15 protein-coding genes are annotated in these 12,309 nt (G+C 67.2%); 7 read left to right on the forward strand and 8 right to left on the reverse strand.

The annotated features are described in order from the left end of the window. Positions 1 to 56 precede the first annotated feature (56 nt). On the reverse strand, positions 57 to 1,532 hold the full coding sequence (gene guaB / locus KDK82_RS13485) for an IMP dehydrogenase (protein WP_088165182.1): 1,476 nt from the start codon (positions 1,530 to 1,532) through the stop codon (positions 57 to 59). 136 nt (positions 1,533 to 1,668) lie between these two features. On the opposite strand from guaB, the gene KDK82_RS13490 reads away from it, so the two are divergent. Beyond that, the gene (locus KDK82_RS13490) at positions 1,669 to 2,226 is read left to right on the forward strand and encodes a DUF4124 domain-containing protein (RefSeq protein ID WP_088165183.1); all 558 of its coding nucleotides are present in this window, start codon (positions 1,669 to 1,671) and stop codon (positions 2,224 to 2,226) included. Between the two features lie 44 nt (positions 2,227 to 2,270). On the opposite strand, the gene KDK82_RS13495 is transcribed toward KDK82_RS13490, so the two are convergent. Beyond that, the gene (locus KDK82_RS13495; RefSeq protein WP_012204850.1) at positions 2,271 to 2,615 is read right to left on the reverse strand and encodes an RnfH family protein; all 345 of its coding nucleotides are present in this window, start codon (positions 2,613 to 2,615) and stop codon (positions 2,271 to 2,273) included. After that, positions 2,608 to 3,060, reverse strand: a complete 453-nt coding sequence (locus KDK82_RS13500) for a type II toxin-antitoxin system RatA family toxin (protein WP_088165532.1) — start codon at positions 3,058 to 3,060, stop codon at positions 2,608 to 2,610. The genes KDK82_RS13495 and KDK82_RS13500 overlap by 8 nt, the downstream gene beginning before the upstream one ends. Positions 3,061 to 3,228: 168 nt before the next feature. On the opposite strand from KDK82_RS13500, the gene smpB reads away from it, so the two are divergent. The 4 genes from smpB to KDK82_RS13520 all read left to right on the forward strand — a co-directional run bounded on the left by smpB (position 3,229) and on the right by KDK82_RS13520 (position 5,675). After that, a complete protein-coding gene (smpB, locus tag KDK82_RS13505) occupies positions 3,229 to 3,702 on the forward strand; it encodes an SsrA-binding protein SmpB (RefSeq protein ID WP_013803027.1) in 474 nt (157 codons plus the stop codon). Between the two features lie 109 nt (positions 3,703 to 3,811). Then, a complete protein-coding gene (locus KDK82_RS13510; RefSeq protein ID WP_012204847.1) occupies positions 3,812 to 4,228 on the forward strand; it encodes a hypothetical protein in 417 nt (138 codons plus the stop codon). Positions 4,229 to 4,258: 30 nt separating this feature from the next. Continuing rightward, positions 4,259 to 4,825 carry an RNA polymerase sigma factor gene (locus KDK82_RS13515; protein ID WP_088165184.1) on the forward strand — a complete coding sequence of 189 codons (567 nt, stop codon included), beginning with the start codon at positions 4,259 to 4,261 and terminating at the stop codon, positions 4,823 to 4,825. A 10-nt stretch (positions 4,826 to 4,835) separates the two neighbouring features. Beyond that, positions 4,836 to 5,675 (forward strand): anti-sigma factor, encoded by an 840-nt coding sequence (locus KDK82_RS13520; protein WP_088165185.1) that lies wholly within the window; start codon positions 4,836 to 4,838, stop codon positions 5,673 to 5,675. Positions 5,676 to 5,690: 15 nt separating this feature from the next. Here KDK82_RS13520 and KDK82_RS13525 read toward each other — a convergent pair whose 3' ends face one another. Then, positions 5,691 to 6,386 (reverse strand): hydrolase, encoded by a 696-nt coding sequence (locus KDK82_RS13525; RefSeq protein WP_088165186.1) that lies wholly within the window; start codon positions 6,384 to 6,386, stop codon positions 5,691 to 5,693. A gap of 156 nt (positions 6,387 to 6,542) precedes the next feature. Between KDK82_RS13525 and KDK82_RS13530 the strand changes: the two genes are divergently transcribed. Next, on the forward strand, positions 6,543 to 7,208 hold the full coding sequence (locus tag KDK82_RS13530; RefSeq protein ID WP_088165187.1) for a TetR/AcrR family transcriptional regulator: 666 nt from the start codon (positions 6,543 to 6,545) through the stop codon (positions 7,206 to 7,208). 74 nt (positions 7,209 to 7,282) lie between these two features. Here the strand turns inward: KDK82_RS13530 and KDK82_RS13535 are convergent, their stop codons facing one another. The 4 genes from KDK82_RS13535 to KDK82_RS13550 form a co-directional block, all read right to left on the reverse strand. Then, positions 7,283 to 8,374: an enoyl-CoA hydratase/isomerase family protein gene (locus KDK82_RS13535; protein ID WP_088165533.1), complete on the reverse strand. Its 1,092-nt coding sequence runs from the start codon at positions 8,372 to 8,374 to the stop codon at positions 7,283 to 7,285. A 142-nt stretch (positions 8,375 to 8,516) separates the two neighbouring features. Further along, entirely contained in the window at positions 8,517 to 9,548 is a 1,032-nt protein-coding gene (locus KDK82_RS13540) for a tripartite tricarboxylate transporter substrate binding protein (protein ID WP_088165188.1), read from the reverse strand. A 42-nt stretch (positions 9,549 to 9,590) separates the two neighbouring features. Beyond that, complete coding sequence (locus KDK82_RS13545) at positions 9,591 to 10,088, reverse strand: MaoC family dehydratase (RefSeq protein ID WP_088165189.1); 498 nt, start codon at positions 10,086 to 10,088, stop codon at positions 9,591 to 9,593. Position 10,089: 1 nt separating this feature from the next. Continuing rightward, a complete protein-coding gene (locus KDK82_RS13550) occupies positions 10,090 to 11,286 on the reverse strand; it encodes a CaiB/BaiF CoA-transferase family protein (protein ID WP_088165190.1) in 1,197 nt (398 codons plus the stop codon). 83 nt (positions 11,287 to 11,369) lie between these two features. Here KDK82_RS13550 and KDK82_RS13555 point away from each other — a divergent pair, with 83 nt between their 5' ends. Then, positions 11,370 to 12,257: a LysR family transcriptional regulator gene (locus tag KDK82_RS13555; protein WP_034392165.1), complete on the forward strand. Its 888-nt coding sequence runs from the start codon at positions 11,370 to 11,372 to the stop codon at positions 12,255 to 12,257. Positions 12,258 to 12,309 lie beyond the last annotated feature (52 nt).

A 12,309-nucleotide genomic window follows, 5' to 3' on the forward strand; every position in this document is an offset into this window, starting at 1 on the left:
CGGGCAGCGGCTGCCCGGACCTCTTTTCCATCTCGCGCCAAGGCGCTGGACCTGGATCAGTCGGCGCGGTAGTTCGGCGCTTCCTTGGTGATCTGCACGTCATGCACGTGCGATTCACGGATGCCTGCGGCGGTGATCTCCACGAACTCGGCCGTGTTGTTCATCTCTTCGATGGTGGCGCAGCCGCAGTAGCCCATGGCAGCGCGCACGCCGCCGGCCATCTGGTAGACGATGGAGACCATGGAGCCCTTGTAGGGCACGCGGCCTTCAATGCCTTCGGGCACGAGCTTGTCGGCGTTGGGATTGCCGGTGCTCGATTCCTGGAAGTAGCGGTCGGCCGAGCCCTGCTGCATGGCGCCGATGGAGCCCATGCCGCGATAGCTCTTGTACGAACGGCCCTGGTACAGGATGACTTCGCCCGGAGCCTCTTCGGTGCCGGCGAACATGCCGCCCATCATGATGGTCGAGGCGCCAGCGGCCAGGGCCTTGGCGATATCGCCCGAGAAGCGGATGCCGCCGTCGGCGATCAGCGGCACGCCCGTGCCTTGCAGGGCCTGGGCCACGCTGTCGATGGCCATGATCTGGGGCACGCCCACACCGGCGACGATGCGCGTGGTGCAGATAGAGCCGGGGCCGATGCCGACCTTGACGGCGTCGGCGCCTGCCTCGGCCAGTGCCAGCGCAGCGGCGCCAGTGGCAATGTTGCCGCCGATGACATCGACCTGCGGGTAGTTCTGCTTGACCCAGCGCACGCGGTCGATCACGCCCTTGCTGTGGCCGTGGGCCGTGTCCACCACCAGTGCATCGACGCCGGCCTTGACCAGCAGCTCCACGCGCTGCTCGGTGCCCTCGCCCACGCCCACGGCGGCGGCCACGCGCAGGCGGCCTGCGCTGTCACGCGCTGCGTTGGGGAAGGTGGTCTGCTTGGTGATGTCCTTGACGGTGATCAGGCCCTTGAGTTCAAAGGCGTCGTTCACGACCAGGATGCGCTCGAGCTTGTGCTTGTTGAGCAGGGCCTTGGCTTCCACGGGCGTGGTGCCGTCCTTCTCGTTGACGGTGATCAGGCGCTCGCACGGCGTCATGATCTGGCTGACCTTGACGTCGTAGCGGGTCTCGAAGCGCAGGTCGCGGCTGGTGACGATGCCGACCACCTTGCCGCCGTCGCACACGGGAAAGCCGGAGATGCCGAGGTTCTCGGACAGCTGCAGCACCTGCAGCACGGTGTGCTCGGGGGTGATGACCACGGGGTCGTGCACCACGCCGGATTCGTGGCGCTTGACCTTGGACACTTCGGCAGCCTGTTGCTCTGCCGTCATGTTCTTGTGGATGACGCCGATACCGCCCTCTTGCGCGATGGCAATGGCCAGACGCGCTTCGGTCACGGTGTCCATGGCGGCGGACACAAGGGGGATGTTCAGGGAGATGTTGCGCGAAAAGCGCGTCTTGAGCGAGGTGTCCTTGGGCAGGACCTGGGAGAAAGCGGGGACCAGGAGGACGTCGTCGAAGGTCAGGGCTTTACCGAGAAGGCGCATGTGAGAGCTCCAAAAGAAGGATTGTACCCGTGCGCCGGATCACAATGTATGCTGTAGGCCATTGTTCCCCGCTATCGCTGCCCGCCATCATTTCCTGCTATTGCTACCTGCAACCGGCCCGATCACCCCAATCACCATGCATGCCACCAAGCTTGTTTTGCTAGCCGCGCTTGCCGCCTGTTCGCTGTCCGCAGCCGCCCAGTGGCAATGGGTCGACGCCACAGGCCGCAAGGTCTTCAGCGACCGCGCGCCCCCCCCTGACATTCCGGCCAAGAACATCCTGCGCCAGCCTGGCGGCAGCGCGCCCGCTCCAGCAGCGGCGGCGCCATCCACTGCACCGGCGGCTACAGATGCGGCCACGCAGCCCGCTGCAGATGCAACGGCACAGGCGGCGCCTGCCGCCGCCGCCAAGGACACCAAGCCCGCAGGCACCGACAAGGCCCTGGAAGAGCAAAAGCGCAAGGCCGAAGCCCAGGAGGCCGCCAAGGCCAAGGCAGAAAAGGAACGGCTTGCCAAGCAGCGCCAGGACAACTGCGCACGCGCCAAGCAGTCCAAGACCGCGCTGTCTTCGGGCCGCCTGCTGGGCTACACGAATGAGCAGGGCGAGCGCGGCTTCATGGACGACGCCACGCGCGATGCGGAACTCAAGCGCGCCGACGCCATCATCGCCTCCGATTGCGGCGCAGTGCGCTGAGTGCCGAATCCGGCTCGGTCCCAACCCGGCCCGTGCGGGCCGGCTCAGTAGCCGGCCTTGGCTCCAGGCCTCTGGCGCTGGAACAGCCCCGTGGCCCGAGCGCCCTGGCGTGCGAAACGCTCGCGGCGCGCCACCTTGGGGTCCACGGTCAAGGGCCGGTACAGCTCCACGCGATCGCCGTCGCGCAAGCCTTGCGTCAATGGTGCGCTGCGGCCCCAAAGGCCAGCGGGCCCCTCCTGTGCAAAGCCCAGCGCCTGCCAGCCACCAGCGGCCTCGACTGCGTCGGCAATCGAGGCGCCGGCCGGCAATTGCAGGGTCAGCTCAACAACTTCACCGGCACGCGGGCTGCATGCCAGCGTGATGCACAGAAACGGCCGGGGTTCAGCCATAGACCTGCTCGGCGCGCTTGACGAAGGCATCGACCATGGAGCCCGCGATGCGGTCGAACACCGGGCCGACCACGGCGGCCAGCGCCATGTTGTCAAAGCCATAGTCCAGCTGCAGCTCCACGCGGCAGGCGCGCTGCGAGCCGTCGCCCACGGGGCGGAACATCCAGTTGCCCTCCAGCCGCGAGAACGGCCCCTTGATCAGGCGGATGCTGACCTGGCGCCCGCCATCGTCGAGCGCACTGTGCGTGTTGCGAGTGACGAAGGACTTGCGCATGCCGCCGAATGCAATTCCCACCTCGGCCGTCATGCCCTGCTCGTCCTGCTCCAGCACCCTGGCCTGGTCGCACCAGGGGAGGAAGTCGGCATAGTGGGCCACGTCCGTCACCAGGGCAAACATTTCTTGGGGGCTGTACCAGATCAGGACGGACTTGTTGACTTTTTTCATGAATGGGGCGGGCTGCACGGCATGCAAAACACCGGCTGCGCGGTCATGGCGCATACGGCTGTCACAATGACGGCAAGGCGAAACTAAAATCCCGCACGGAGGCGAGACGGCAATCCAGTATTGTATGGAGAGCTTTCATCTCCAGGTTTTCGCCGCATCTATTACTCCATGGCCAAGAAACCTGAAACACAGTCGCGCATCGCCGACAACAAAAAAGCCGCGTTCAACTACTTCTTCGAGGAACGCTTCGAGGCCGGCATCGTGCTGCACGGCTGGGAAGTGAAGGCACTGCGCAGCGGCAAGGTGCAGCTGACCGACGGCTACGTCATCGTCAAGGACGGCGAGCTGTTCCTGCTCGGCTGCCAGATCAACCCGCTCAAGACCGCCTCCACCCACGTCAATCCCGACGCGGCGCGCATCAAGAAGCTGCTGCTCAAGAAGGACGACATCCTGCGCCTGATCGGCAAGGTCGAGCAAAAGGGCTTCACGCTGGTGCCCATCAACCTTCACTGGAAGAACGGCTTCGTCAAGTGCGACATCGCCCTTGCCAAGGGCAAGGCCGAGCACGACAAGCGCGACGTGATCAAGGACCGCGAAGGCAAGCGCGAGGTCGAGCGCGCCATGAAGAGCTTCAACCGTTGACGGGCATCCGCAGCTTTTTTTGCACTGCTGCGGAATAAACCGGCACGGCCCAGTGTTCATTGCAGTGTCCGGCCGCAATTTCGCGCGCCGGCAAGCACCGGAGACAGCGATGAAGAAGCTCGGCATGAAACTTGGTACCTGTGCCTTCACGGCAGCCCTGACATTGACCCTGGCAGGCTGCTATTCCGCGCCTGCGGCCAACGCCTCTGGCCAGACCCCGCCCAGCGCGGTCAGCGTGCAAAACGGCATGCTGGTCGGCGCCAACGGCATGACGCTCTACACCTTCGACAAGGACACGGCCGGCAGCGGCAAGTCCGTCTGCAACGGCCCCTGCGCGACCAACTGGCCGCCGCTGATGGGCAAGCAGGCGCCGTCCGGCGGCAACTACAGCGTGATCCAGCGCGACGATGGCAGCAGCCAGATCGCCTACAAGGGCAAGCCGCTGTACTACTGGGTGAAGGACGGCAAGGCCGGTGACACCACGGGCGACGGCGTCATGGGCGTCTGGCATACCGCACGCCCCTGATTCCAGCCGCATCCGCCTTCGGACCTGCCCATGGACCGCAGCCAGATCCTGGAGCACCTGCCCGGCCTGCGCCGCTATGCGCGGCTGCTGGCAGGCGATGCCTGGGCCGCCGACGACCTGGTGCAGGACACGCTGGAGCGTGCCTGCCGCAAATGGCTGCTGTGGCGCCCCGACGGCGATCTGCGCGCCTGGCTGTTCACGCTGATGCACAACCTCTACCTGAACCAGCGGCGCTCTGCCGCGCGCGGGCAGTGGCTGGACATAGACAGCCTGTCCGAGACCCTGGCCGCACCCGAGGACAGCAGCGATGCGGCCCTGGACCTGGAGCGCTGCCTGCAGCGCCTGCCCGCCGAGCAGCGGGCCGTGCTGCTGCTGGTCAGCGTGGAGGACATGAGCTACGCCGACACGGCGCGCGTGCTGCAGCTGCCCCTGGGCACCGTGATGTCGCGCCTGTCGCGCGCACGGTCCCGGCTGCGCGAATTGATGGAGGCCCCATCGGCCACCTCGGCCTCCTCTGCAGCGCCTGCACAGTCAGCACCGACTGCCAAGGCCGCAACACCCCAAGCCGCAGCCCCCGCGCTGCGCCGGCTCAAATGACGAGGCCGCCATGACTGCATCCGCCCCCACCCCTCTTTCATCTTCCTTGCCCTTGCCCCCGCCCATTTCCGACGAGCAGTTGCACGCCCTGGTCGATGGCCGCCTGCCCGCGCAGCAGGCGCAGGCGCTGCGCGACCAGCTGGACGAAGACAGTGCCGCGCGCGTGGAGCAATGGCAACGCCAGCGCCAGTTGCTGCGCGCCCTGCATGCCGCCCGGGATGAACCCGGCATGCCCGACGAAATGCGCGCCGCCGCCGAACAATTGCAGGGCCTGCACCAGCGCCAGCAGCAGTGGTGGCGCTGGGGTGGCATGGCCGCGGGCTGGATGCTGGCCTTCGGCCTGGGCTGGCTGGTGCATGGGCAGCAGGCGGTGCCCGCCACCGCGCCATCCACGGCGGCCACGCTGGCTGCCGCCACCCCGGCCCGCTTCGCCCACCAGGCGGCCGTCGCCCACGCGGTCTACCAGCCCGAGCAACGCCACCCGGTCGAGGTGGAGGCCGCGCAGCAGGCCCATCTGCTGCAGTGGCTGTCCAAGCGCCTGGGCCGGCCGCTGAAGCTGCCGGCACTCACGGACCTGGGCTATGAGCTGGTGGGCGGCCGATTGCTGCCCGGCGACAGCGGCGCACGCGCCCAGTTCATGTACCAGGACGCGGCGGGCGAGCGCATCACCCTGTACCTGGGTGCGCTGGAGGACCCGGCCACGCGCGGCGAGACCGCCTTTCGCTTCAGCAGCGACGGCCCCGTGCCCAGCTTCTACTGGGTGGACCAGGGCTTTGGCTATGCGCTCAGCGGCGCCCTGCCGCGCAACCGGCTGCTGCAGCTGGCCACGGCCGTGCACCAGCAGCTTTGAAGCCTTGGGGCACGGCTACCAGGGCAGCGGCGCCGCCTCGCCGTTGCCATGCTCGCCGTAGTACAGCGAGGGCAGGAAGCGCGACAGGTAGGTGAACTCCGTGTAGCAATGGCGCAGCAGGCCCAGGCCCAGCGCGTCGGGCAGCTCGGCCGCTGGGTCGGCGCAGGACTGGCCCAGCAAAAAGCGGCTGCGCAGCACGCAGCCAAAAGGCGTGTCACGCGCCAGGTGCACCATCTGCCCGTCCATGGGGTCCCCGCCGGCGTCCAGCTGCACATGCTCGCCGAAGCCGATACGCGCATACACGGCGGCCGATGCGCGTTCTTCGGCAAAGGCCAGCTCCAGCTGCGCAGGGTCGAACAGCTCGCGCGGGTCGTGGAACTTGAGCCTGGCCGCCACGGGCGGAATGTCGGCCAGGGACTCCACGGCCTCGATGGACGCGCCGATGTAGCTCTCGCCCTTCTTCCATTGCGCATCCCAGCCGCGATGCGCGATGTGGTCGTGCGGATGCCACCACTTGATGTGCTGCGTGGTCTCGAAGAACTTGAACCACCAGTCCAGCATGCGGCCGCTGCAGCCATGCAGGTCGGTGCGGCAGGCCACCACCAGGCAGCCGCTGGGCAGGCGCTGGATTCCCGTCTCCAGCCGCAGCGGCGTGATGTGCAGCAGCTCGTCGATGCGGGAAATGTCGGGCTCGAAGGCATGGGGGTTCATGGGTGTTTTCCGTTCCTGGGTTGATGAGGAAAAGCCATCTTATATTAAAGAAACGCTAAACGTTTCCAAACAATCGGATAATCCCTGCCGGGTAACAAAATGCTGCACAACCAGGCCCGCCCCTGCACAACACCGAACGGAACGACAAGAAATCCAATGGAATCCGAAATCACTCCTGCGGCCCCCAGGCCGCGCGGGCGGCCGGCCCGGCCCGAGCACGAGGCCAACGACGCCGCCCTGGCCGCCGCCACCTGGCTCTTGCTCAACGAAGGCTATGCCGCCACCACTATGGAAGCCGTGGCCAGGCGCGCAGGGCTGGCCAAGAAGACGCTCTACCGCTTTGCCGCCAACCGCGAGGATCTGGTGGCCTTGGTGGTGCGCGGCTGGACCGACGGTTTCCGCCCTGCCCTGTCGGCCGATGCGCAGTCGGCCTCAGAGGTGGCGCCAGCGCTGGCCGAGATCCTGCGCGTGATTGCCGCGCGCGTGCTGTCGGCCGAGGCGGTGGGCATGTTCCGCCTGCTCACCACCGATTTCCCCGCCAAGCCGGAGCTGCTGGAGGTCTACCAGCGCAACGGCATAGAGCGCGGCCGCGGCATGCTGGTGGACTGGTTGCGGCGCCAGTGCAGCAAGGGGTTGCTGCGGGCCGAACAGCCCGAAGTCGTCTGCGACCTGCTGCTGTCCATGGTCATTGCCGAACCGCTGCGGCAGATGGCCCTGGGCCTGACGCCGCCCGTGCCCGAATGGGATCCGGGCCCGCGCATTGACGACGCGGTACGGCTGCTGGCAGGCCATTCCTGCCGCATGGAGCCTGCGGATCGTTGAATGAAAAAAAGGCCACCCGGCATGGCGCCGGATGGCCTTTTGGAAGCCTGAACGCTGAACGCTCTGCGCCGCGATCAGTCCAGCGCCGCCAGCGGGTGCGAGTGCGCGGGCCAGGGGCTGTCGAAGAAGGCACGCCACTGCGCGTCCTGCACGTCTTCGATGCGCGCGGGGTTCCAGCGCGGTTGGTGGTCCTTGTCCACGGCCAGTGCGCGTATGCCTTCGATGGTCTCGCTCTGGCCCGGGCGCAGGTAGAAGCAGTGGCGCACCATGTCGCGCTCCATGCGCAGGTCCTGGGCCAGCGTCATGCCGCGGGCACGGCGGATCTGCTCCAGCACCACGTGCAGCATCAGCGGCGAGCGCTTGCGCAGCGTGGCAGCCGTGTGCTGGGCCCACTCGCCATCGGTGGCTTCAAGCGCCTCGACTACGGCAGCCACCGTAGGCAGGGCAAACACGCGGTCGATCTCGGCGCGGGGCTGGGCCGCTGGCTTGGCAGGGGCCGTGAACTTCGACTTCACCAGGGCCTCGACGGCCGCTGCATCGGCAAAGCTGCCGTCGGCCAGCGCGTCCCACAGCGCAGGCTGCTGGTCCGAGGGCAGGTAGCCATCGGCCAGGCCGAAGTCCAGCGCATCGGCCGCGCCGATCACATCGCCCGTCAGCGCCAGCCACTCACCCGCGTGACCCGGGCAGCGCGAGAGAAAGTAGCCGCCACCCACATCGGGGAACAGGCCGATGGCCGTCTCGGGCATGGCCATCTTGGTGCGTTCGGTGACGATGCGCAGCGTGCCGCCCTGGCTGATGCCCATGCCGCCGCCCATGACGATGCCGTCCATGAAGGCGATGTAGGGCTTGCCAAAGGTGTGGATCAGGTGGTTGAGCGCGTACTCCTCGGTGAAGAAGTCCTCCAGCTGCGGATTGCCCGTGCTGCCCGCGCCATGCAGGAAGCGGATGTCCCCGCCCGCGCAGAAGGCGCCGAAGACCCCTTCCTTGCCCATGCCTCGGATGGCCACGGCCAGCACCTGCTCATCCTTTTGCCAGGCCAGCAGGGTGGCCAGCAGATCGCGCACCATGCCCAGCGACAGCGCATTCAGCGCCTTGGCCCGGTTCAAGGTGATCATGCCCATGCGGCCCCGCACTTCGCTGAGGACTTCGCCGGCAGCTCCCGTCATATCTTGCTCCTTGTTGCTATGCATGCCCTGCCCCGGCAGCCCGGGGCAATGAGCCGCAACCATAGCTGAAAAACCGCGCCCACCCCTGACAAACAGGTGCCAATATGCGCAACTGCGCGACAGGTGCCGCAACGCCCCGCACTCAGTCCAGAGAGACGCCCGTGCTCTTGACCACGCCGGCCCAGCGCTTGATCTCGCTGCGGATGTAGGCGCCGTATTCCTCGGGCGTGGAGCCCAGGCCTTCGGCGCCCTGCAGCTGCAGCTTCTCGACCACGCCCGGGTCCTTGAGCGCGCGCATCAGCTCCTGGTTGAGCCGCTGGATGATGGCGGCCGGCGTTTTGGCCGGCACCATCACGCCCTGCCAGGCACCGGCCTCGAAGCCGGACATGCCGCTTTCGGCCAGCGTGGGTGCATCGGGGAAGTTGGGCAGGCGTTTGGAGGAACTGACGGCCAGCAGCTTGAGCCGCCCCTCCTTGATGAAGGGTGCGACGGAATTGATGGTGTCGGTCATGAAGTCGATCTGCCCGGCCACCAGATCCACATCGGCCGGCGCGCTGCCCTTGTAGGGCACGTGGCTGGCCTCGATCTGGTAGTGCTGCACGACCTGGAAGGCCGCCAGGTGGGTGACGTTGCCGTTGCCGGCCGAGCCATAGGACAGCTGGCCGGTCTTGTCCCTGGCATGGCGCACGAACTCCTGCACGTTCTTCACCGGCAGCTTGGGGTTGACCACCAGGCCCAGCGGCACCACGGCCGTCAGCGCCACAGGCATCAGGTCCTTGCCCACGTTGTAGCTCATCTTCTTGTAAAGCGACGGGCTCAGCGCAATGGACGAGGTGTTGTAGAGCACGGTATAGCCATCGGGCGCGGCCTTGGCCACCAGGGCATTGCCGATGTTGCCATTGGCTCCGGGCCGGTTGTCCACGATCACGGTCTGGCCCAGTTGCTGGCCGACCTGCTGGGCCAGCACACGCGCCACCAGGTCGGTGGGCCCGCCCGGCGGGAAGGGCACGACCATCGTGATGGGCTTGCTGGGCCAGGGCTGCTGCGCCAGCGCGGCACCGGGCAGTGCCGCCCCCACTGCCACCGCCGCTGCCGCCGCAATAGGGGCCGCCAGGGTGACCAGCGCCATGCGGCGCCCTCTTTTGCGGGCCGCCTTGTCGATCTGCTTGTCCATGCTTTTGTCTCCTGATGTCGTTATGGGAATGCTTGTGGCCGCCTAGCTGCGCCCGGCCAGCAGGCGCACGGCCGTGTATTCCATGACCTTCTGGTGGCCCTGGTTGAAGACCTCGATGCGCGAGGTGACGACGGCGCGGTTGCCCTTGGAGGTGGGCCTGATGGCGGTGACTTCGACCAGCGCCTCGATGGTGTCGCCCACCAGCACGGGGCCGAGGATCTTCTGGTGCAGCTCCAGCATGGCCAGGCCCGTGCCCTGGATCATGCTTTGCAGGATGAAGCCTTCGATCAACGCATAGGTCATGGCGCCCGGCACGGGGCGGCCGGCAATGGCGCCGCCGTCGTAGCCCTCCTCGATGAAGATGGCCTCCAGCATGCCCGTGGCGTTGATGAAGGCGACCAGGTCGGACTCGGTCACGGTGCGGCGGAAGGTGCGCAGCTGCTGGCCAACCTGCAGGTCCTGCCAGAAAAAGCCCTGGCCCATGCGGGGCACGGCGTTCCAGGCGCCGCCGGGGTGGGGCTGCGGGGTGTTCACTGTCATCTCATGTCTCCTGTTGCGTGATCTGCAGGCCGGCGATGCGCTCGACGCTCCAGCCCGCCTGGGCCAGCAGCGCCGCCGTGTGCTCGCCCAGGCGCGGTGGCATGCCCATGGGGGCCTGCCGGCCATCCATGCGCACGGATGAACGCGGCAGGTGCACCGTGCCCATGGCGGGGTCGTGCAGCGGTACGAAGAACTCCGTGGCCTGCAGGTGCGGATCGGCGGGCAGATCGTCCATGCGCGCTACCGGGGCGGCAGGAATCTCCAGGCGCTGGCAGGTGTCCAGCCAGTACTGGGTGCCATGCAGCGCCACATGCTCGCCAGCGGTCTCCAGCAGCTCGGCAATGTGGGCCGTGCGGCTGGCCTGGCTGGCAAAGCGCGCGTCCAGGGCCAGCTGCGGCTGGCCCACGGCGGCGAAGAAGCGCTGCCAGTGCGCATCGGTGTACGGCATCATGCAGACGTGGCCGTCCAGCGTTCGGTAGGGCTTGCGCCAGGGCGCCATCACGCGCGGGTAGCCTGCGCCGCTGAGCGCCGGGCTGAAGTGCATGCCGTAGAAATGCTCGACCAGGTTGAAGCCCACCATGGTCTCGTACATGGGCACTTCCACAAAGCAGCCATGGCCGCTGCGCTCGCGCTGGAACAGCGCAGCCAGCACGGCATGCGCGGCCACCAGGGCGCAGGTCTTGTCGGCCGCAATGGTGGGCAGGTAGCGCGCCTCGCCCGTCTGGCGCTCCATCAGGTCGGCCAGGCCGCTCATGCCCTGGATGACATCGTCATAGGCGGGCATGCCTGCATAGGGGCCGTCTTCGCCAAAGCCATGCAGGCCTGCATAGACCAGGCGCGGATAGCGCGCGCGCAGCGTTGCGGGGTCCAGGCCCAGCGGGGCCAGCTTTTGCGGACGCATGCTGTGCATGAACACATCGGCCGTGGCCAGCAGCGCATGCAGGGCCTGGCGCGACTCTTCCTGCTTGAGGTCCAGCACCACGCTCTTCTTGCTGCGGTTGGTGCCCATGAACATGGCTGCCATGCCGGGCTCCACGGCCGGGCCGGTATGGCGCGTGGAGTCGCCGGCCGGCGGCTCGATCTTGATGACTTCGGCGCCGTAGTCGGCCAGCACCTGGCTGGCCAGCGGCCCGAACACCACGCTGGACAGATCCAGCACCCGAATCCCTGTCAACGCAGCCTGCACTGTGGTCTCCATGTTGCTTCAGGGAGCCAGTATTTGATATCTTCAAAGCTGCGTCTAAGACTTAATTCAGCATCTCTGATACACGGGAGATATCAATGGACCTGCGCCAACTGCGTCACTTCGTCACCCTGGCCCGCACGCTCAACTACCGGCAAGCGGCCGAGCAGCTGCACATGTCGCAGCCGCCGCTGTCCCAATCCATCCGCAGGCTGGAAGACAGCCTGGGCGTGCAGCTGTTCCAGCGCGACCGCCGGGGCACGGCGCTGACCGAGGCAGGCCAGGCGGCCCTGGAAAGTGCCGAGCTGGCCCTGCACCATGCGCGCCAGATGCAGGAGGTCTCGCGCGCCACGGCCGGCGGCGAGCGCGGGCGGCTGCACATAGGCTTCATAGGCTCGGCCACGTTCTCGCTGATACCGCGGCTGGTGCAGGCCTTTCGCAGCGAATATCCGCTGATCGACCTGGTGCTGACCGAATCGACCACGCGCGAGATCTGCGCGCAGGTGGCCAGCGGCGATTTCGATGCCGGCCTGCTGCGCTACCCGGTGACGCAGGCCACCGACCTGTCCATCACGCCCGTGGAAAAGGACGAGCTGGTAGCCGTGCTGCCCGAAGGCAACCCGCTGCTGCAGCGGCCCGCCTTGCGGCTGCGGGATCTGGCGGACCAGCCCTTCATCAACTACCGCCCCAGCGAGGTGCCAGGCCTGCATGCGCTGGTGGTGCTGGCCTGCCAGAACGCGGGCTTCATGCCACAGGTCAAGCAGCATGCCGTGCAGGCGCAGACCCTGGTCAGCCTGGTGGGTGCGGGCCTGGGCGTGGCGCTGGTGCCAGCCGTGGTGGCCAAGGGCAGCACGCCGGGGGTGGTGTTCCGCGCACTGGCAGATACCGAGAACCTGCCCTCCATCGGCCTGGCCCTGGCGCTCAATCCGCAGCAAAGCGCAGCGGCCGGCCAGCGCCTGCGCGAGTTGCTGCTGCAGCTGCAGTAGCAAGCAGTTGCAAGCAGTAGCGGCAGCAGCAGCAGTTCCTTTGCCGTTGCGC

This window comes from Delftia sp. K82 (genome assembly GCF_002193035.1).
Taxonomy (GTDB): Bacteria; Pseudomonadota; Gammaproteobacteria; order Burkholderiales; family Burkholderiaceae_C; genus Comamonas; species Comamonas acidovorans.

Bases quoted from the DNA above. Each gene is read 5' to 3' on its own strand.
- guaB (WP_088165182.1), bottom strand. From the start codon at position 1,532: ATGCGCCTTCTCGGTAAAGCCCTGACCTTCGACGACGTCCTCCTGGTC.
- KDK82_RS13490 (WP_088165183.1), top strand. From the start codon at position 1,669: ATGCATGCCACCAAGCTTGTTTTGCTAGCCGCGCTTGCCGCCTGTTCG.
- KDK82_RS13495 (WP_012204850.1), bottom strand. From the start codon at position 2,615: ATGGCTGAACCCCGGCCGTTTCTGTGCATCACGCTGGCATGCAGCCCG.
- KDK82_RS13500 (WP_088165532.1), bottom strand. From the start codon at position 3,060: ATGAAAAAAGTCAACAAGTCCGTCCTGATCTGGTACAGCCCCCAAGAA.
- smpB (WP_013803027.1), top strand. From the start codon at position 3,229: ATGGCCAAGAAACCTGAAACACAGTCGCGCATCGCCGACAACAAAAAA.
- KDK82_RS13510 (WP_012204847.1), top strand. From the start codon at position 3,812: ATGAAGAAGCTCGGCATGAAACTTGGTACCTGTGCCTTCACGGCAGCC.
- KDK82_RS13515 (WP_088165184.1), top strand. From the start codon at position 4,259: ATGGACCGCAGCCAGATCCTGGAGCACCTGCCCGGCCTGCGCCGCTAT.
- KDK82_RS13520 (WP_088165185.1), top strand. From the start codon at position 4,836: ATGACTGCATCCGCCCCCACCCCTCTTTCATCTTCCTTGCCCTTGCCC.
- KDK82_RS13525 (WP_088165186.1), bottom strand. From the start codon at position 6,386: ATGAACCCCCATGCCTTCGAGCCCGACATTTCCCGCATCGACGAGCTG.
- KDK82_RS13530 (WP_088165187.1), top strand. From the start codon at position 6,543: ATGGAATCCGAAATCACTCCTGCGGCCCCCAGGCCGCGCGGGCGGCCG.
- KDK82_RS13535 (WP_088165533.1), bottom strand. From the start codon at position 8,374: ATGACGGGAGCTGCCGGCGAAGTCCTCAGCGAAGTGCGGGGCCGCATG.
- KDK82_RS13540 (WP_088165188.1), bottom strand. From the start codon at position 9,548: ATGGACAAGCAGATCGACAAGGCGGCCCGCAAAAGAGGGCGCCGCATG.
- KDK82_RS13545 (WP_088165189.1), bottom strand. From the start codon at position 10,088: ATGACAGTGAACACCCCGCAGCCCCACCCCGGCGGCGCCTGGAACGCC.
- KDK82_RS13550 (WP_088165190.1), bottom strand. From the start codon at position 11,286: ATGGAGACCACAGTGCAGGCTGCGTTGACAGGGATTCGGGTGCTGGAT.
- KDK82_RS13555 (WP_034392165.1), top strand. From the start codon at position 11,370: ATGGACCTGCGCCAACTGCGTCACTTCGTCACCCTGGCCCGCACGCTC.